Genomic DNA, 20,215 nt, shown 5'->3' with positions numbered 1-20,215 from the left:
GTGGAAACGCTGACCTTTCGCCACCCCCGGCTTGTCGCACTGATCATTCTGGTCCTTGTCTCGGCTGGATTGTCTTCGTTCCTGTCGCTGGGCCGTCAGGAAGACCCGACCATCACCAACCTCTTTGCGACGATCACGACCCCCTTTCCCGGCGCCGACCCCGCGCGCGTTGAAACATTGGTCACGGCGGAAATCGAAGAAGAGTTACGTGAGATTGCCGAAGTGGATGTGATCGAATCCGTGTCACGATCCGGAGTTTCGGTTGTCTCTGTTGAGTTGTTGCAAACGCTTGATGAGGCCACGATCGAACAGGTCTGGTCCGAGGCGCGGGATGCGGTTGAGGACGCCCGCCGCACTTTTCCTGCCGGTGTCGAAGCCTCAGAATTCAACGCCGAAGGCATCTCCGCCTATTCTGCCGTTGTCGCAGTTACGTCGGATCATGATGGCGTGCCCGCCTCGATCCTGCACGATCATGCAGAGGCGCTCGCGGACCGGCTGCGCACGATCCCCTCGACGCGTGCCGTCGATCTATTTGGCGAACCGGAGGACGAAATCCGCGTTGAGGTTGACCCCCAGCAGGCCGTTGCACTGGGTCTGACCGCATCGGATATCTCAGCACGTATCGCCGCCGCCGATGGCAAGGTGCAGGCGGGGCGGTTGCAGAACAGGGACGTTGATCTGACCATCAACATCTCGGGCGAGATCGAAACGCTGGACCGGCTCGGCTCTGTCGTTTTGCGCGAAAACGAGGGCGGTGCGAGCGTGGTGCTCTCCGACATTGCGCAGATCAAACGCACCGTGGCCGACCCGCCGGAAGAACTGGCACTGGCCTTGGGGCGACCGGCGGTGCTGGTGGGCGTTTTGGCGCAGGATGGCGTGCAGATTGACCGCTGGATGTCTTTCGTGCGCGAAGAATTGCAAAGCGGTCAAAACGCCCTGCCCCATGGCATCACCGAAACACTGATGTTTGACCAAAGCACCTATACCGCGGATCGGCTGGCCGAGGTCGGCATGAATATGGCCATCGGCGTCTCTCTCGTTGTGGCCGTGTTGTTTGTGACGCTGGGTGTGCGGGCGGCGGCAATTGTGGCCGTGGTCTTGCCCGTTGTGTCTCTGGCGACGCTGGCCAGCATGAACTTTCTCGGCCTGCCGATCCACCAGATGTCCGTCACCGGGTTGATCGTGGCACTTGGTCTTTTGGTGGACGCCGCAATCGTGATGGTCGACGAAGTGCGCCAGCGCCTCGCCCGCGGGATGGAACGCATAGATGCGGTCGGTGACGCCACGCGCCGGTTGGCGGCACCGCTGCTGGCATCGACCGTCACGACCGCGCTGTCCTTCACGCCGATGATCCTGCTGCCGGGGCCTGCGGGTGATTTCGTTGGCGCCATCGCGATTGCCGTGGTGTTGATGTTGATCTGGTCGCTGTTCGTGGCCGTGACCGTCACGCCCGCACTCGCCGGACGTTTCATGAAGCGCGGTACGGGCAGTGGCCTGTCCATCCCCGTGCTGGGCCGCGCGTTTCAAAAGACCATTCAATGGTCCGTCACCCACCCGATAAAATCCATTGCGCTGGCCCTGATCCTGCCAGCCATGGGCTTCGGCGCTTTCCCGACGCTGACCGCGCAATTCTTTCCCGGCGTTGAGAGGGATCAGTTTTACATCGAAGTGGAAATGCCCCCCGGCACGGCCATCTCTGAAACAGCCAAAGTGGCCGGGGCGATTGATGCGCGTCTTGCGGCGGAACAAGACATCGATCGCGTCTACTGGTCGATCGGAAAATCCGGCCCGGCATTTTACTATAACATCACCAGTGGCCGCTCATCAGAGCCCGGATATGCGCAGGCCATGGTCAAAACCACAGACGCCTACGCCGCTGAACGGTTGGTGCCAGCGTTGCAACAGGCCCTGAACCGCGCGCACCCCAAGGCGCGCATCATCGTGCGCGACCTGGTTCAAGGCCCCCCCGTTGCCGCCCCGGTTGAAATCCGGCTGGTCGGCCCGGATCTTGATGTGTTGCGCGCTTTGGGCGATCAGGCCCGCGCCCTGATGGTGGATCTGCCCCTTGTGACACAGGTCCGCTCCGGCGTGACGGGCGGTGCGCCGCAACTGCGCTTTGAGATTGATGAGACCGCTGCGCGGCTGCTGGGGCTGAATATCACCGATATTGCAGCACAACTTCAGGCCGCTTTGGTTGGTGTGACGGGCGGCAGCATGGTCGAAGGCACCGACCAAATGCCGATCCGCGTCCGTCTCACTGACGCGGTGCAGGGCGAAATATCCGCCATGGCAGACCTGCCGATCCTGATGCCGAATGCGGCTGAGCTTTCCGCGCAGGGACTTTACCCTGCGGTACCGCTGTCAGAACTGGCCCGCCCTGTGGTTGAGGCGGCAGAAAGCGTCATAACCCGGCGCAACGGGGAACGCGTCAACACCGTGCAGGCCTATATCGTGCCCGGCGTCTTGCCCGAAGAGGCGCTGCAATCCGTGCTCGCCTCGCTTGAGGCTGCGGGGTTCGAAACCCCCGCCGGCTACCGCATCGAACTGGGCGGCGATTCCGATGCGCGGTCAGATACGATTGGCAACTTGCTCGCCTCTGTCGGGCTGATTGTGACGCTGACCATTGCCACGATTGCGCTGACGTTCAATTCGTTCCGCCTGACCGCAGTGGCCCTGATCGTGTGCGTCTTGTCTGCCGGATTGTCGATGCTGGCCCTTGCCGTGATGCAATTTCCCTTTGGCATCAATGCGATCATCGGCGTGATCGGGTCTATCGGTGTGTCGATCAATGCCGCGATCATAATCCTCACGGGCCTCAAGGGGAATGCACGCGCCGCGATGGGCGATACCGACGCCATGGCGCAGGTCGTCACCGGGTCCAGTCGGCACATCATCTCGACGACCATCACGACCTTTGGCGGGTTTTTACCGCTGATCCTTGCAGGCGGCGGGTTCTGGCCACCTTTTGCCGTGGCGATTGCCGGGGGCGTTCTGCTGTCCGCCGTTGTTTCGTTCTACTTCGTGCCACCGATGTTTGCCTTGATCTACGCACCCCGCCCAAAAACGCAGGACGCCAGCCGCAACAGCGCGCCAACAGGTGCATCGATCAGGGTTGCAGCCGAGTAATCCTGAGGATGCCCTGCCGCCTCAGGCAGAAAACAGGCGTCACCAATGCGATCAGATCGACACAATTGCTCAATTGTATACCATGGGGTGCGGCTTATCCGCTCTGTTACGACAAGACGCTGTGGACCTGCGCAGAACGGTCGGTTAATCAACGCCAACTGACATGAAAGGCTTGGAATCTATGTCCGATACAACGACTCCCGACATCATCTACACCAAAGTTGACGAGGCACCGCAGCTCGCATCCGCGTCGCTTTTGCCGATCATCCGCAAGTTTGCAGCCGCCGCCGGCGTTTCGGTGGGGGTCAAGGACATCTCGCTCGCCGGGCGCATCCTCGCCGCTTTCCCCGCGCATCTGTCAGCCGATCAACGCCAAAGCGATGATCTGGCAGAACTGGGCCAATTGGTCAAAACCCCCGGCGCAAATGTCATCAAGCTGCCGAACGTTTCTGCCTCAGTTCCGCAACTGGTGGCCGCCGTAGAGGAACTTCAGTCACAAGGATATCCAGTGCCGGATTATCCGGAAAACCCGCAAACTGACGCCGAAAAAGAAGCCCGTGCCCGCTACGACACCATCAAGGGCTCGGCCGTCAATCCGGTGCTACGCGAAGGAAACTCTGACCGGCGCGCCGCGGTCGCCGTCAAAAATTACGCCCAATCCAACCCGCATTCCATGGGCGATTGGTCCAAGGACAGCAAAACCCGCGTCAGCACCATGAGCGCGAATGACTTTCGGTCCAATGAAACCTCGGTGACCCTGAGCGCCGCGCAGGCAGGCCCGGCCAAAATCGAACTGATCGGCGCGGATGGTTCTGTGACAGTTCTGAAAGACGGCATTGATTTTCCGGCAGGCACCGTTGTCGATGCCACCTTCATGTCCGCCAAGGCGCTCTCGGCTTTCCTTGAGGCGCAGATTGAGGCCACCAAGGCAGAGGGTACGTTGTTCTCGATCCACCTCAAAGCCACGATGATGAAGGTGTCCGACCCGATCATCTTTGGTCACGCGGTCAAAGCCTATCTGAAACCGATCTTTGCCGAATATGGCGATGCTTTTGCAGCCGCAGGTATTAATGCAAATTCCGGCATGGGCGAGGTGCTGGACCGCATCAAGGACTTGCCGCAAGGTGCTGAAATTCTGTCGAAAGTGGAAGCACTGATGCAGCAGCAGCCCCCGATGTACATGGTGAATTCCGACAAGGGCATCACCAATTTGCACGTCCCCTCCGACGTGATCATTGACGCTTCCATGCCCGCGTTGATCCGTGCAGGCGGCAAAGGCTGGGGCCCGGATGGGGCCGAAGCGGATGCAAACTGCGTTATACCCGACAGCTCCTACGCCGCAGTCTACGAAGAGGCGGTGAATTTCTGCAAAACCAATGGTGCGATCAACCCTGCAACCGTCGGCACCGTGCAAAACGTTGGCCTGATGGCGCAGAAGGCCGAAGAATACGGCTCGCACCCGACCACATTCGAAATCCCCCATGACGGGAGTGTGCGGATGAGCGCTGCCAACGGCGATGTTCTGCACGAACATGCGGTTGAGGCTGGTGACATCTGGCGCTCCGCCTCGACGCGCAAAGCGCCGATTGAAGACTGGGTGCAACTGGCCATCGATCGTCAAAAGGCCGAAGGGTGTCAGGCGATCTTTTGGCTTGATGAAGACCGCGCGCATGATGCTGAGTTGATCGCCTATGTGAAACCTCTGCTCGCCGCCGCAGGCGCAACCGATAAATTCCAGATCCTCACCCCCCGCGACGCCACGCGCCTGTCCTTCGAGACCATTGCCAAAGGCGAAAACAGCATTGCGGTAACGGGCAACGTGCTGCGGGATTATCTGACGGACCTGTTCCCGATCCTTGAGCTGGGCACATCGGCCAAAATGCTGTCGATCGTCAAACTGATGCAAGGTGGTGGTCTCTTTGAGACCGGCGCGGGTGGTTCGGCGCCCAAACACGTTCAGCAACTGGTCGAGGAAAACCACCTGCGCTGGGATAGTCTTGGCGAGTTCTGCGCATTGGGCGAAAGCCTGAAGTTTCTGGCAGATGTCAAAGGCAACGAAAAGGCCCGTGTGCTTGGCAAGGCTGTAGACGTGGCGACCCAAGGCATTCTGGATCACAACAAATCACCCGGCCGCCGGGTCGGTCAGCCTGACAACCGCGACAGCCACTTCTATTTTGCGCTTTATTGGGCGCAGGCGTTGGCCACGCAGTCCGATGATGCGGAGCTTGCCGCCAGTTTTGCGCCCATCGCGGCGGCACTGGCCGAGAATGAGGCCGCGATTGTGGCTGATTTTGCGCAAGCGCAAGGCGCGCCCGCAGACATCGGTGGCTATTATCACACCGATGACACCAAGACCGCTGCCGTGATGCAGCCGTCACCGGTTCTGAACAAAATCATTGCCTGAGCCACGAATTGACCGCTGAAAAAGACCCGGCGCGCGACACCGCCGGGGCTTTTTTGTGCCCACCCCGTGCAGTTAGCTTTCATAGCGGGTGGAGCCGCGCCGGTTGGCATCCACCGGCAGATTGATGTGAAGCGGCTCATGTGCGCGTTCCGAGCAAGCCTGCCGCGGACAAATGTGGCAATTGATGCCGATCTTAGCGATGTTCGTACGATCTTCGATGTTCAGCGGTGCTGCATATCCGATCTGACCCACATGCGCGCGCTCGCAGCCCAAGGTGACCACCCGCCGCCGGTCCGGGGTGTGGCGGCTGACCACGGGTCTGTCCGACGTTCGGCTGATGGTGAAAAACTGACCCGCATCCGGCAATTCCACCAGTTGCGCCACGATGCGACCGGGCGAAATAAACGCGCTGTGAATATTCCACACGGGGCATGCGCCCCCTTGCTCTGCGAGGGTAAAGGCCGTCGCGTTGAACCGTTTCGTGACATTGCCGGACGTGTCCGTGCGCAGAAAGAAAAACGGCACGCCCTGCGCGCCCTTGCGCTGCAGCGTGGTGAGCCGCTGGCAGGCTTGTTCGAATGACACACCAAAGGTTGTGGCAATACGGTCGATGTCATAATCCGTCGTCTGAGCGACCCGCAGCACTTCATCATAAGGCATCAGGAAGGCGGCGGCGAAGTAATTTGCGAGTTCAACCCGGCAGCGCGCCTGACCCATTTCGGTCGGTATCTGCGCACTGGCAGACAACTGATCCAACAGGCCCGCGCAACTGACCAGCGCCAGAACGTGGGCCAGCTGAAAGTTGCGGTTGATCTGGTCCAGCGCTTCGGACAGCTCTACGCGTCGCTGGTCTTCGGCAAAGATGCGCAGTGCCTCGGGCATTTTGTCCACGCTCATGATTTCAACATCTATGCGAAAAGCGTTTTTGAGGTGTCGTTTGAGGGTGCTGTAAAGGTCGTCCTGACGCCCGCCAACGGCACTACGCGCAGAATCCGCTGCCAGTTCAAGATCACTGAAGTAGTTGGAATGGTTGCGAAAGAAGTCATAAATCGCCGTTTCCGGCGAGGTCATCATCATTTCCGTCACCCCACCTGCCGCCGCCACATTGCGCATATTCTCGCGTAGTTTCGCGTGATTGCGGTAAAGCTGCAAAAACAGATCAACCAGCTTGGGTGCATGATCGAGGGCCGCGCGCATTTCCTGTAAATCCGGCGTATCCCCTTCAAAAATGGGATCCCGGACCGCCGTGCGCAAATCGGCCAAATGCGTGATTTCGCTATCATTGACGAGGGCACGCCAGTCAATGCCATAGCTTTCAGTCAATTCCATCAACATTTTGACGGAAAGGCTGCGTTGATTGTTTTCAAGCAGATTTATGTAAGCGGCCGAGACGCCCAACTGGCGCGCCATTTCAGCCTGTGTGTGGTTAAACGACCGCCTGAGTTGTCGCAACTGCGGGCCAACAAGTGTTTTTCTCATATTAACAACTTTACATTTTTTAATTTCGTTAATGCAATAATTAACATGGGAACACGTATTTTCGTGAAATATTATTTCGCTCACCTATCTGATTGCATCAGGAAAGGTCGGGAACTGCCTTTCGTCACGTTCATAAGGGGTGAATACCCCACTGCGGTCTTAGGGAGGACACTACATGACTAACAGCTTTACACGGCGCATCGCACTCGCCATGGCAACCACGGCGGCGCTGATGACGGCAGCACCCGCTATTGCCAGTGACTGGAAACCACAAAAACCGGTCGAGATGGTCATTATGGCCGGCCAAGGTGGTGGTGCGGACCGTCTGGCGCGCCTGTTCCAGTCGATCATTCAAAAGGAAAATCTTGCCTCCATGCCGATCCTGCCGGTGAACAAAGGTGGCGGGTCCGGCGCGGAAGCACTGCGCTATCTCAAGGATAAAGAAGGCGACAACCATGTCATTATGGCGACGCTCAACAGCTACTACACCACGCCACTGCGCACAGACATCGGCGTTAATATCGAAGAGTTCACGCCCGTTGCGCGCATGGCGCTCGACACGTTTGTTCTTTGGGTGAATGCAGACAGCGACATCAAAACGCTGGATGACTACGTTGCGGCCGTGAAAGATGCGGGCGGCACATGGAAAATGGGCGGCACAGGCACAGGTCAGGAAGACAGCCTTGTCACGGCCATGCTTGAGAACGAGTTTGGCATCGAAGTGACCTACGTGCCCTTCAAAGGCGGCGGCGACGTTGCAAAGAACCTTGTTGGCGGACACATCGACAGTTCCGTGAACAATCCGTCCGAAGCGCTCGGCTTTTACAATGCGGGCAAAGTACGCCCGATCGCAGCCTTCACGCCTGAGCGGATTTCGGTCTTCCCCGACACCCCGACGATGGGCGAACTCGGTCATGATCTGGTCTATTGGATGCAGCGTTCGTTCGTAGCCCCAAAGGGCATGGACCCGGCTGCCATCGCTTACTACACAACGATGTTTGAAAAGCTTTCCGCCTCGCAAGAGTGGCAGACATATACGCAGGAAAAGGCCCTGATGGCTGACTTCCTGACGGGCGATGACCTACAGGCCTATTTCATCGAAGAACGCTCCAAGCACGCTGACCTTCTGAATTCGATGAGCGAAGGGTCGTAACCCTTTTTATCCTCCGAAAAACGAACCAAAAAGGGGGCGCGCAAGTGTCCCCTTTTCTAACCCTCCTAAAATTCAAAGAGATACCTCATGTTGATGGCTGACAGAGTGATCGCCGGGGCCATAATGGCTCTTTCCCTTTACTTCATGTGGCACGCATCAGAGCTGTCCATTGGCTGGAACGGAATGACCGGTGGCCCGGGCGGCGGCGCCTTCCCTTTCTGGCTGTCAGCGATCATGTTTGTTTGTGCGGGTGGCATTCTGATGCGCAGCCTGCGCGGCAAAACCAACTATTCCGGCAATTTCTTTGACCCTGAGACACTCTCCTGGGTCGTGAGCGTCGCGATCGCACTCGCCGTTACGATTGCTCTTATGCCGATAGCGGGTTCCTACATCGCGCTGCCGCTGTTCATGTTCTGGTATCTCAAGATCTTTGGCAAACACAGCTGGACGCTGACTGGTGCTTTGTGCATCTGCACGCCGGTCTTTCTGTTCTTCTTTTTCGAGGTCACGCTGAAGATCCTGCTGCCCAAGGGTCTGACCGAGCCTCTCTTTTTTCCGCTTTACGCGATGTTCTTCTAGGAAAGCAGACCCATGGAACTTCTTGGTCATCTTTCGGACGGCTTTGCCACGTCCCTGTCACCGCTCAATCTCTTCATCGTCATCATCGGTGTAACGGCGGGTCTGTTCATCGGGGCGATGCCCGGCCTCGGTTCAGTCAATGGCGTGGCCATCGTGCTGCCGATGACCTTTATCGTGCCGCCCTCCTCGGCGATTATCCTGCTCTGTGCGATCTATTATGGAGCCATGTACGGCGGCGCGATCAGTTCGATCCTGCTGGGCATACCCGGCGCGTCCACGGCTGTGGCTACCACGTTCGACGGTCGGCCTATGGCGCAGCAGGGCCGTGCGGGTCTGGCGTTGATTGCGGCGGCTGTTGCCTCCTTTGTCGGTGGCACAATCTCGGTGGTCCTGTTTACTCTGTTTGCCGCCCCACTAGCCGATGTCGCACTTGCCTTTGGCCCGGCCGAAGAATTCGCGCTGGTCCTGCTGGCCTTCACGACTTTCGTGGGGTTAGGCGGCGATGATATCCTCAAGACCATCATCATGATCTGTCTTGGTCTTGCGCTCTCAACCGTTGGGCTAGACCTGATTTCCGGTGATCCGCGCCTGATTTTCTTTGACCAACCCGGCTTTTACTCAGGCATCAGTTTTCTGGTGTTGGCCATTGGCATCTACGGCGTGGGAGAGATCCTGTATACGATAGAGACGTCAAAATCCGCTCCTTCCGTCACCCCCGCGCGTCTGACCTTTCGCGACCTCTGGTTTGGCATCAAAGAGGTGAGCAAACTGTGGAAGACCCTCTGTTTTGGCTCTTCCATGGGGTTTTTCGTAGGCATGCTCCCCGCAGCCGGGGCCACGCCTGCCGCGCTGATGTCCTATGGCTTGTCCAAGCTGATGTCCAAACAACCCGAGACCTTTGGCAAAGGCAACATCGAGGGCGTCGCCTCCCCCGAAACGGCCAATAACGCCGCCTCGACCGGCTCCCTGCTGCCGATGCTGACGCTGGGCATTCCCGGCTCCCCGACCACGGCCTTGTTGCTGGGCGGGATGGTGATGTGGGGTCTGGTGCCCGGTCCGATGCTGTTCATCGAACAACCCGATTTTGTCTGGGGGCTGATTTCATCGCTCTATACCGCCAACCTTGCTGCGGTGCTGGTAAACCTCGCGTTGATCCCGGTGTTTGTCTGGGCACTGCGGATGCCTTTCACAGTGTTGTGCACGCTTGTTCTGGTGCTCTGCATTGTCGGGGGCTACGCGCCGAGTCAGAAAATGCATGACGTGTGGCTGATCATCGGTTTCGGCGTGGCGGGTTACCTTCTGCGCAAGGCGGACTACCCGATGGCGCCTCTGGTCTTGGCACTTGTGCTTGGCCCACTGATGGAAAAGAGCTTCCGTCAAACCCTCATCTCCGAACAAGGCAACATGATGGCCTTTATCGAGCGGCCTCTTTCTGGCACCTTTATCGCGATCAGTGTCGTCTTCTTCTTGCTGCCCTTGCTCAAGTACGTCAAAAAGTCGAACCGTTCGCAGAAGGCTTGATCAGAGCCGGAAGTCTAATAAACCAAGGATTATAGCGATGCATACAACAGTGTCTGGTTTCATTTCAGGTCATGCGGATACCGCGCCTGCCTTCGGCTCCCCCACAGCAGACTGGCTGAGCTATGGAGGCTTGCGCAAGCTGAGCACGAGTGTGCGCGACGCGTTGCACGGTTTTGGCATTGGCCGGGGCGACCGCGTTGCCATCGTGCTGCCAAATGGCCCCGAAATGGCCGCCGCTTTCATTACCGTGGCGCAGGTGGCGGTTACGGCCCCCTTGAATCCCGCCTATCGCGAGGATGAATATGTCTTTTACCTTGAGGATTTGAAGGCCAAAGCACTGATGGTCATGGCAGGCGACGAAGGTCCTGCTGTTAAGGCGGCACGCCGGTTGGACATCGCCATTCTGCGCGTCAGCGTCCCTGACGGTGCTGCTGCCGGCACTTTTGAGTTGTCCTCCGACGCGACCGGTCAGGCCGATACAGCAGCACCCGGCCCGGATGATGTGGCGTTGATACTGCACACCTCCGGTACGACATCGCGGCCGAAAATTGTACCACTCTTGCAATCCAATGTTGCCGCCTCGGCAGAACATATTCGCGCATCACTTGATCTGACGCCAAATGATCGCTGCATGAACGTCATGCCGCTGTTTCACATTCACGGGCTGCTTGCTGCTGTTTCTGCCACGCTGGCGGCGGGCGCGTCGGTCTGGTGCACCCCCGGTTTTGACGCCCTCAAGTTCTTTGGCTGGATGCGCGATGCCAAACCGACCTGGTACACCGCCGTTCCCACGATGCATCAGGCAATCCTGACGCGCGCGGGGCGCAACGCAGAGATCATCGAAACTGTGCCCCTGCGGTTCCTGCGTTCGTCCTCCGCCTCACTGCCTGCGCAGGTCATGCACGCACTGACCGATACCTTTGGCGCGCCGGTGATCGAAGGCTACGGCATGACAGAGGCCGCGCATCAGATGGCGTCAAACCCCCTGCCCCCGCGCGCACAAAAGCCGGGAGCCGTGGGGGTTGAGGCAGGCCCCAAGGTCCGCGTCGCCCATGAGATCGAGGATCGCTTGACCGAAGGGACCGGTGAAGTTGTGATTTCCGGCCCCAACGTCACGCCCGGATATGAGGGCAACCCCGAGGCCAACGCCAAGAGCTTTTTTGAGGCCGACGGCGACCGTTGGTTCCGCACCGGCGATCAGGGTGCTTTTGACGAGGATGGATACCTGCATCTGACCGGACGCCTCAAAGAGATCATCAACCGGGGCGGTGAAAAGATCAGCCCGCTCGAAGTGGACGGCGTTCTGCTGGATCATCCGGCAATTGCACAGGTTGTCACCTTTGCCTTGCCCCATCCGAAACTTGGCGAAGAGGTCGCAGCCGCCGTTGTGTTGAAAGAAGAAGCAACCGAGCGTGACATCCGCAACTTTGCCGCAGAGCGGATGGCCGATTTCAAAGTGCCGCGCAAAGTCATCATTCTGGATGAAATTCCCAAAGGGGCCACCGGCAAAATGCAACGGATCGGGATGGCGGAAAAGCTCGGTCTCGTCGAAAGTGCCTGATCGGTCACTTTGCAAGACGTGTTGGTCAGGTTTGCAAACCTGATTGACACAGACAAACCCTTGGCAGTGCGGTGGTATGATCTGAGCGCTGCAAGGGATCTGAAGGAAGAACACCATGAAGATTTGCATATTCGGAGCGGGCGCCATCGGCGGCTATATGGGCGTAAAACTCGCACAGGCTGGCGCGGACGTCAGCCTTGTCGCGCGGGGCCCGCACCTTGCAGCCATGCAGGACAAAGGCCTGACGCTGATCGAGGAAAGCGGCGAAAGCACCGTCAAGGTAACCGCCTCTGACAACCCGTCGGATCTTGGACCGCAGGATTACGTGATCGTCACCCTCAAGGCGCATTCTGTGCCCCCGGTAGTGGATAAAATGCAGCCGCTTATCGGTGAGAACACGACCATCGTCAGCGGCGTGAATGGCGTGCCGTGGTGGTATTTTCACAAGATCGACAGCCCGCTGGAAGGCACACGCCTCAGCAGCGTGGATCCGGGCAATGCGCAATGGGACGGGTTCGGTCCGGACCGCGTGCTCGGCTGCGTGGTCTATCCAGCCGCAGAGGTTTCTGAGCCCGGCACGATCAAGCACATCGAAGGCAATCGCTTTTCCCTCGGCGAACCGGACGGATCAAAGTCCGACCGCGCGATGGCCCTGTCAAAAGCGCTCGCATCCGCAGGACTGAAAGCCCCCGTGCGCCCCCGCCTGCGCGACGAGATCTGGGTCAAGCTTTGGGGGAACCTGTCGTTCAACCCGATTTCGGCGCTCACCCATGCAACGCTGGATGTGTTGTGCACCGACCCCGGCACCCGTGCCGTTGCGCGCGGCATGATGGTCGAAGCGCAGGAAATCGCAGAGAAACTTGGCGTTAAATTCCCGATTGATGTGGATCGCCGCATCGACGGGGGGGCGGCCGTGGGCGCGCATCGCACATCCATGCTGCAAGACCTCGCCGCAGGTCGCCCGATGGAAATCGACGCTTTGCTCGGCTCGGTCCACGAATTGGGCAAGGTGACGCAGACGCCTACGCCCACAATTGACACGGTGCTTGCGCTGACCAAATTGCGCGCGAAAACGGCCGGGCTTTACGCCTGAGGGAGGGTCGCTATGTCCATCAAGAATGTTCTTGTCGCCTATAACGGGCTGCCCGGTTCCGGTGCGGCCCTTCACGGCGCGGTCACGATGCAAAAGTTTTTCAATGCGCATTTGACCGGCCTTTTTGCACACGGTGGCTCTCAACTCTCGAGCCAGATCAAACCCTGGATGCCCAAGCGGGTCAAAGAGGCGATCATGGAGGTCGAGAACCAGTCGAATGAAGAAATAGAGAATAGTTTCAGAGAGATATGTGCCGACGTTCCAGCAGATAAACTGCATTGGATTGACAGCGACGGGCCGGTTCAGCAGACGGTCGCAAGCTATGCCCGTCTGTTCGATATTACCGTGATCGGAATGCATGAGACGTCCGATAAGCCCGGCCAGTCGCATATCGAAATTTACCCCGACCGGGTCACATTCGACAGTGGGCGGCCGGTGATGATCTTTCCTGCCGGGTATCGCGGCTCGGTTTTCAACAACAAGGCTGTGGTCGCATGGGATGGCGGGCGGGCGGCGGCGCGCGCATTGGCGGATGCCATGCAAATCCTTGAGACCGAAGTGTCGGTGGAAATCGTATCCGTGGGCCGTTCGCCGCTCGCAGGCAGCCTGCCCGGTCTGAACGTGGAAATGGTGCTGGATCGCCACGACGTGAATGTGTCCATCAAGCAGCTCGATCGCACCCGCAAAACCATCGCGGACACGCTGGTGGACTATTGTGACACGTCAGGGGCGGGATTGCTGATCATGGGGGCCTACGAACACTCGCCTCTACGCGAGGGCCTGATCGGCGGTGTGACGCATGACATCGCATTACACGCCAAGATTCCGGTTCTGATGAGCCACTGATTCATCGTAGATAGAAATGGCACCGGGCACGCATCACGCGCCCGGTGCCGTTGGTTTTAGGCCGCCAGATCGAAGCGGTCCGCGTTCATTACCTTGGTCCAGGCTGCAACGAAATCACGCGCGAATTTTTCGGCGTTGTCATCCTGTGCATAGACCTCGGCGTAGGCGCGCAGAACCGAGTTAGAACCGAACACCAGATCTGCGCTTGTCGCTGTCCACTTCACCGCACCCGTGGCCCGGTCGCGGATTTCGTAGGTGTTCTCCCCGTCCACCGGATGCCAGCTATAGGCCATATCTGTCAGGTTGGTGAAAAAGTCAGGCGTCAGCTGCCCCTCACGGTCGGTAAAGACACCATGTTTCGCGTTGCCGTGATTGACGCCCAGCACACGCATGCCACCCACCAGGACGGTCATTTCCGCAGCTGTCAACCCCAGCAATTGCGCCTTGTCCAGCATCATTTCCTCGGCACTGACTGCGTAGTCCACCTTTTGCCAATTGCGGAAACCATCGCACAGCGGCTCCAGCACATCAAAGGATGCAGCATCGGTTTGATCTGCCGTTGCATCGCCGCGTCCTTGGGCGAAAGGTACGTCAACGTCAAACCCTGCGGCTTTGATGGATTGCTCAAGCCCCACATTCCCGGCCAGAACGATCACATCCGCAACAGAGGCACCGCTTTCCGCAGCGATCGGCTCAAGAATGCCGAGCACTTTCGCCAGACGCTCAGGCTCGTTGCCGGCCCAGTCCTTTTGCGGCGCAAGACGAATGCGCGCGCCATTGGCACCGCCCCGCTTGTCAGAACCGCGGAAGGTGCGCGCGCTGTCCCACGCGGTTGCGATCATATCAGCCGCAGACAGACCGGAGTCGGCAATGTGCGCCTTGACGGCAGCGACGTCATAGTCCGTGCTGCCTGCCGGGATGGGGTCTTGCCAGATCAGGTCTTCTGCAGGCACATCCGGACCGATGTAGTTCGCCTTTGGTCCCATATCGCGGTGCGTCAGCTTGAACCATGCGCGTCCGAAGACGTCCGCGAAATACTCCGGATCGGCCATGAACTTCTGGCAGATTTCGTTGTAGATCGGGTCGACTTTCATCGCCATATCCGCATCGGTCATCATGGGCTGGTGACGTTTTAAAGGGTCGGTCGGATCGACCGGCATGTCTTCTTCCTTGATGTCGATCGGCTCCCACTGCCATGCACCGGCGGGGGATTTGGTCAACTGCCACTCATACCCGAAGAGCAGTTTGAAATAGCCCATGTCCCATTGCGTCGGATGCGTGGTCCACGCCCCTTCGATACCGGAGGTGAAGGCGTTTGTCGCCTTGCCCGAATGCCCGGGGTTTGACCAGCCAAAGCCCTGCGCTTCAAGCCCGGCCGCTTCGGGTTCAACGCCGATGCCATCGACAGCACCGCGCCCGTGTGCCTTGCCCACGGTATGCCCGCCACATGTCAGGGCTGCGGTTTCCTCGTCATCCATCGCCATGCGCGCAAAGGTCTCACGCACATGCTGTGCGGTACGTGCCGGATCAGGTTGTCCGTTCACGCCCTCAGGGTTCACATAAATCAGACCCATGTGAACCGCCGCCAGGGGGTTTTCCAGGGTGGACGCATCGTCCAGATCACCATAGCGGTTTTCGCTTGGCGCCAGCCATTCGTTTTCAGCACCCCAATAAACGTCCGTCTCCGGGCCCCAGATGTCCGCGCGGCCAAAGCCGAAGCCAAAGGTCTTCAGGCCCATGGATTCATAGGCCATGTTACCGGACAGGATGATCAGATCGGCCCAGCTGAGCGCGTTGCCGTATTTCTTTTTGACAGGCCACAACAGGCGACGCGCCTTGTCGAGGCTGGCGTTGTCAGGCCATGAATTCAGGGGCGCAAAGCGGATGTTCCCCGATCCCGCACCGCCACGGCCATCCTGCATGCGGTATGTGCCCGCCGAGTGCCACGCCAACCGGATCATCAAGCCACCGTAGTGTCCCCAATCCGCAGGCCACCAATCCTGATCCTGCGTCATCAGCGCTTTGACATCCGCCTTGACCGCTTCGAAATCAAGCGCCTTGACCGCCGCACGATGGTCGTAGTCCGCGTCCATCGGGTTGGTGCGCGCACCATGCTGGTGCAGGATGTCGAGGTTCAGCGCATTGGGCCACCATTTGGTCACGGGCTTGTCCATCGCCGTGTTACCGCCATGCATCACAGGGCATCCGCCGGTTGGATCTACGTTATTTCCGTCCATCACAGTCTCTCCAAAGTTGGTTGGGGTTTCAGTTTGGAACGGTTCTAACAACTGCGCGGCAAAGACACTAATTGATTATTCTGACCATAGTGATAAGTTTTTCTTATGATTGGCCTCACCCTGAAACAGCTCAGATATTTCGACGCCCTCGCCCGCCACAAACATTTTGGGCGGGCCGCTGACTCCTGTGCCATCACGCAGCCAGCCCTGTCCTTGCAGATCAAGGAGCTCGAAGCATTGGTGGGCGCGCCGCTGGTTGAACGGGCGACGCGCGAAATTCGCCTGACGGCCTTGGGGTCGGATTTCATCACCAGGACCCGCAAAATTCTGCTGAGTATCGATGAGCTGGACGAACTCGCCCGCGCGGCCCAAGGCCCGCTTGCGGGTCGGCTCAGGCTCGGGGTCATTCCAACCGTCGCCCCCTATCTTTTACCTGCGATCATGACGTCATTTGCAGAGCGGTTTGCCGACCTTGATGTCGAATTACGCGAATCCGTGACGCAAGCCCTGATTCAGGACCTTTTGGAGGCCCGGTTGGATCTGGCAATTGTGGCGCTGCCGATTTCGGAACCGGCGCTGCAGGAATTTGCGCTCTTTGAAGAGGATTTCGTGCTGGTCCGCCCGCCGCAGGATGCAGGAAAACCCGTCCCAAGCCCGGAAATGCTGCAGGAGATGCGCCTGTTGCTGCTTGAAGAGGGTCATTGTTTTCGCGATCAGGCCCTGTCCTTTTGCAAATCGGTCGACGCGCACCCCCGCCAGATGATGGAGGGCAGTTCGCTCTCGACGCTTGTGCAGATGGTCGGGGCGGGCATCGGTGTCACCTTGATCCCCGAAATGGCTCTGTCGCTGGAAACGCGGTCTGCGGATGTGGCGGTTGCGCGCTTTCCCAAACCCGGCCCGTCGCGCACCATTGGCATGGTCTGGCGCAAAACCAACCCCCTGTCCGACCAGCTGATGCAGATTGGGGCCATCGTGCGCGGGGTTGGGCAGCAAGCACGTGATACGCACCCCCTGCCCCCGGCCAGCGGCGCAAAAAGCATGCCCTGATGCACTACTGTGGCATGTGGCGGCACAGATTGGTAAATAATATCAGACCTCTAAGACGTCAAACACACGTCAACGTATGTGCATCGGCCAAATGGCACATCCGCAAGGCAATAGACAACAATACCCATGATGTTTAACCTTAAAACCAAACATCCGACCGCCAGAACAACATCACTGGCGCAGCGGACCAATGGGAGGGCACCTTATGTGCGACGTTTTTGCCGGACAGGATCCGGAACGATATAGCTGCACCACACGCCGGTTGCGGCTGAATGGGCAAAGCACCAGCATCAGGCTGGAGAATGCCTTCTGGGAAGTGATTGACGAAATCGCGCAGAGCGAGGGCACAACCGCCCCCTGTTTCATTTCAAAGCTGCACACCGAAGTGCTGGAAAAACGCGGGGAACCAAAGAATTTCACCTCACTGCTGCGCTGCGCCTGCCTGAAGTTCACCGAGATGAACCCGGACCGCAAAAGCCTGACGCTGGCTGCTGAATAGCGGCTGCCAGATAGGCCAAAGAAAAAATACGGGGTAGTACGGGAATACTACCCAAGCTCTGCGGCCCTCCTGCACGATGTTTATAGTGAACAACGGGAGGGACCACTTTGGCCAAAGCCATTCATTCCATGATCCGGGTGCGTGACGAAGCTGCATCCGTTCGCTTTTACGATACCGCATTCGGGTTGAAAGTCGCAGACCGGCTGGATTTCACCAATTTCACGCTGCTTTATCTCAGCAATCCGGAAACCAGTTTCGAACTTGAACTGACAGTAAACAAAGACCGCACAGAACCTTACGACCTTGGCGATGGCTATGGCCATTTGGCGGTGTCGGTCACGGATATCGAAAGCGAACACGCCCGATTTGAGGCGGCAGGCTTGTCACCGCGAAAGATCGTGGAATTTGCGCCCGATGGGGAAGTCATCGCGCACTTTTTCTTTGTGGCCGATCCGGATGGCTACGAGATCGAAGTGCTTGAGCGCGGTGGGCGCTATCTGTAATTCAAAGGGAGGATAACATGACAACCACAACCGGCCCGAAAGGGCTTACCCGACGCCAGCTTTTGTCACGTGCGACAGCTGCGGGGGCTTCATTTGTTGTCGGCGCGGGGTTTCTTGCCGCACCCGATGGGGCATGGGCGATGGAAACGACCGAGCTGCAACCGGAAACCTTTGCGACACTGGTGCAAATGGCGCGCGATATCTATCCGCATGACAAGGTGGGAGATGCCTTTTACGTGGTGGCCGTGAAAGGCTATGACACCGCCGAGGCCGCACAGGCGGTTGAAGACGGCATTGCCGCGCTGAATGCGGCGGCGGCAGGCAAAGGGCATGCCAGTTACCTCGACATTGGCTGGGAACGCGACCGGGTCGACATCCTGCGCGGCATGGAGGACAGCGCGTTCTTTCAGCAGGTCCGCGGCGGCCTTGTGACCGGGCTTTATAATCAGAAAGCGGTCTGGCCGATCTTTGGCTACGAGGGCTCTTCTTATGAATTCGGCGGCTATATCGACCGCGGATTCAATGACATCAACTGGCTATAAAGGAGATTAGGCACCATGACGGCACCTTTTGATCTCACCGACGACAGCGTTATTGTCGTCATCGGAACAGGCGCGGGCGGCGGCGTTCTGGCAAATGAACTGGCGCAAAAAGGCATCAGCGTTGTCGCGCTGGAAGCTGGCGGGCGCTACCTGCCCGAGGACTATGTCAACGACGAATGGGAAAGCTTTGGGCAACTGGCCTGGCTGGACCCGCGCACGACATCGGGCGACTGGCGCGTGGCCAAGGATTTTTCCGGCCTGCCTGCGTGGATCGTCAAAGCGGTGGGCGGCGCGACGACCCATTGGGCGGGGGCAAGCCTGCGCTTTCAGGAACACGAATGGAAGGCTGCGACCACCTATGGCAACGTGCAGGGCGCAAGCCTGCTGGATTGGCCGATTGATGCGGCGGAAATGGCGCCATGGTATGCGCTGGCCGAGGAAAAGCTGGGCGTGACACGCACCGGCGACCGACCGGGCCTGCCGGGCAACAACAACTACCTTGTGTTCGAAAAGGGCGCCAAGGCGCTGGGATACACCGAAGTGAGTACAGGGCGCATGGCGATCCAGTCGACAGATGGTGGCGAACGCAGCGCGTGTCAGCAAACCGGGTTTTGCTTTCAAGGCTGCAAATGGGGGGCCAAATGGTCAACGGCCTATGCCGATATCCCGCAAGGTGAAGCGACCGGCAACCTCGAAGTGCGCGAACGGGCCCATGTGGCGCGCATCCTGCACGATGACGCAGGCAAAGTCTCGGGCGTTGAATATTTCGACGCGGACGGCAACCTGCAAATGCAAAAGGCGCGCGCCGTCTGTGTTGCAGGCAACTCGTTCGAAAGCCCGCGCATGTTGTTGAACTCGGCGACGTCGATGTTCCCGGATGGGCTGGCCAATTCCTCCGGTCAGGTGGGGCGCAATTACATGCGTCACATGACAGGGTCGGTCTATGCAACCTTTGATCAGCCGGTCAAGATGTGGCGCGGCACGACCATGGCAGGCATCATTCAGGACGAAGCCCGCCATGACCCAAGCCGCGGTTTCGTCGGCGGCTATGAGCTTGAGACGCTCGCGCTCGGCCTGCCGTTCATGGCCGCCTTCCTTGATCCCGGCGCATGGGGCCGCGAGTTTACCTCCGCGCTTGATGCCTATGAGAATATGGCAGGCATGTGGATTGTGGGCGAAGACATGCCGCAGGAAACCAACCGCGTGACACTCAACCACGACGTCACGGATCAATACGGCCTGCCGGTGGCAAATGTGCACTTTGATGACCACCCCAATGATATCGCGATGCGCAATCACGCCTATCAGCAGGGGCAGGCCGTCTATGATGCGGTCGGGGCCACGCGCACCTTCCCGACGCCGCCATATCCGTCAACGCATAACCTTGGCACCAACCGGATGTCGGAAAATGCCCGCGACGGGGTGGTGAACAAATGGGGTCAGACCCATGACATCCCGAACCTGTTCATCTCTGATGGCTCGCAGTTCACGACGGGGGCGGCCGAAAACCCCACGCTGACCATCGTGGCACTGGCCATCCGGCAGGCCGATCACATGGCGCGCGAGATGTCCGCCGGAAACCTGTAACACCACATCGCCGCATCTAATGGGTGCGGCGATACACC

Annotated in this window: 15 protein-coding genes; 13 read left to right on the top strand and 2 right to left on the bottom strand. The window is 58.8% G+C overall.

Translation table 11 applies throughout. The annotated features are described in order from the left end of the window. A complete protein-coding gene (locus tag RLO149_RS06470; protein WP_013961278.1) occupies nt 1-3,126 on the top strand; it encodes an efflux RND transporter permease subunit in 3,126 nt (1,041 codons plus the stop codon). 181 nt (nt 3,127-3,307) lie between these two features. Further along, the gene (locus RLO149_RS06465) at nt 3,308-5,530 is read left to right on the top strand and encodes an NADP-dependent isocitrate dehydrogenase (RefSeq protein WP_044025562.1); all 2,223 of its coding nucleotides are present in this window, start codon (nt 3,308-3,310) and stop codon (nt 5,528-5,530) included. A 72-nt stretch (nt 5,531-5,602) separates the two neighbouring features. Here the strand turns inward: RLO149_RS06465 and RLO149_RS06460 are convergent, their stop codons facing one another. Further along, the gene (locus RLO149_RS06460) at nt 5,603-7,009 is read right to left on the bottom strand and encodes a helix-turn-helix domain-containing protein (RefSeq protein ID WP_013961276.1); all 1,407 of its coding nucleotides are present in this window, start codon (nt 7,007-7,009) and stop codon (nt 5,603-5,605) included. 175 nt (nt 7,010-7,184) lie between these two features. Between RLO149_RS06460 and RLO149_RS06455 the strand changes: the two genes are divergently transcribed. The 6 genes from RLO149_RS06455 (at nt 7,185) to RLO149_RS06430 (ending at nt 13,762) form a co-directional block, all read left to right on the top strand. Next, nucleotides 7,185-8,162, top strand: coding sequence for a tripartite tricarboxylate transporter substrate binding protein (locus RLO149_RS06455; protein ID WP_013961275.1), 978 nt, complete (start codon nt 7,185-7,187; stop codon nt 8,160-8,162). 93 nt (nt 8,163-8,255) lie between these two features. After that, nucleotides 8,256-8,741, top strand: a complete 486-nt coding sequence (locus RLO149_RS06450) for a tripartite tricarboxylate transporter TctB family protein (RefSeq protein ID WP_245538132.1) — start codon at nt 8,256-8,258, stop codon at nt 8,739-8,741. A gap of 12 nt (nt 8,742-8,753) precedes the next feature. After that, nucleotides 8,754-10,262, top strand: coding sequence for a tripartite tricarboxylate transporter permease (locus tag RLO149_RS06445; protein WP_013961273.1), 1,509 nt, complete (start codon nt 8,754-8,756; stop codon nt 10,260-10,262). Between the two features lie 37 nt (nt 10,263-10,299). After that, the gene (locus tag RLO149_RS06440) at nt 10,300-11,823 is read left to right on the top strand and encodes an acyl--CoA ligase (RefSeq protein ID WP_013961272.1); all 1,524 of its coding nucleotides are present in this window, start codon (nt 10,300-10,302) and stop codon (nt 11,821-11,823) included. A 115-nt stretch (nt 11,824-11,938) separates the two neighbouring features. Further along, nucleotides 11,939-12,916, top strand: coding sequence for a 2-dehydropantoate 2-reductase (locus RLO149_RS06435; RefSeq protein WP_013961271.1), 978 nt, complete (start codon nt 11,939-11,941; stop codon nt 12,914-12,916). Nucleotides 12,917-12,928: 12 nt separating this feature from the next. After that, complete coding sequence (locus RLO149_RS06430; protein ID WP_013961270.1) at nt 12,929-13,762, top strand: universal stress protein; 834 nt, start codon at nt 12,929-12,931, stop codon at nt 13,760-13,762. 56 nt (nt 13,763-13,818) lie between these two features. Here the strand turns inward: RLO149_RS06430 and katG are convergent, their stop codons facing one another. Then, entirely contained in the window at nt 13,819-15,999 is a 2,181-nt protein-coding gene (gene katG, locus RLO149_RS06425) for a catalase/peroxidase HPI (RefSeq protein ID WP_013961269.1), read from the bottom strand. Between the two features lie 105 nt (nt 16,000-16,104). Here katG and RLO149_RS06420 point away from each other — a divergent pair, with 105 nt between their 5' ends. The 5 genes from RLO149_RS06420 to RLO149_RS06400 all read left to right on the top strand — a co-directional run bounded on the left by RLO149_RS06420 (nt 16,105) and on the right by RLO149_RS06400 (nt 20,177). After that, complete coding sequence (locus RLO149_RS06420) at nt 16,105-17,046, top strand: hydrogen peroxide-inducible genes activator (RefSeq protein ID WP_013961268.1); 942 nt, start codon at nt 16,105-16,107, stop codon at nt 17,044-17,046. A gap of 205 nt (nt 17,047-17,251) precedes the next feature. Then, nucleotides 17,252-17,545: a ribbon-helix-helix domain-containing protein gene (locus RLO149_RS06415; RefSeq protein ID WP_013961267.1), complete on the top strand. Its 294-nt coding sequence runs from the start codon at nt 17,252-17,254 to the stop codon at nt 17,543-17,545. 107 nt (nt 17,546-17,652) lie between these two features. Next, entirely contained in the window at nt 17,653-18,048 is a 396-nt protein-coding gene (locus tag RLO149_RS06410) for a VOC family protein (protein WP_013961266.1), read from the top strand. Nucleotides 18,049-18,065: 17 nt separating this feature from the next. Then, entirely contained in the window at nt 18,066-18,590 is a 525-nt protein-coding gene (locus tag RLO149_RS06405) for a twin-arginine translocation signal domain-containing protein (protein WP_013961265.1), read from the top strand. A 15-nt stretch (nt 18,591-18,605) separates the two neighbouring features. Then, a complete protein-coding gene (locus tag RLO149_RS06400; protein ID WP_013961264.1) occupies nt 18,606-20,177 on the top strand; it encodes a GMC family oxidoreductase in 1,572 nt (523 codons plus the stop codon). Nucleotides 20,178-20,215: the final 38 nt, after the last annotated feature.

This window comes from Roseobacter litoralis Och 149 (assembly GCF_000154785.2).
Taxonomy (GTDB): domain Bacteria; phylum Pseudomonadota; class Alphaproteobacteria; order Rhodobacterales; family Rhodobacteraceae; genus Roseobacter; species Roseobacter litoralis.
The sequence above is the reverse complement of the archived record's forward strand: the minus strand, read 5'-3'. Positions and strand labels throughout refer to the sequence as shown.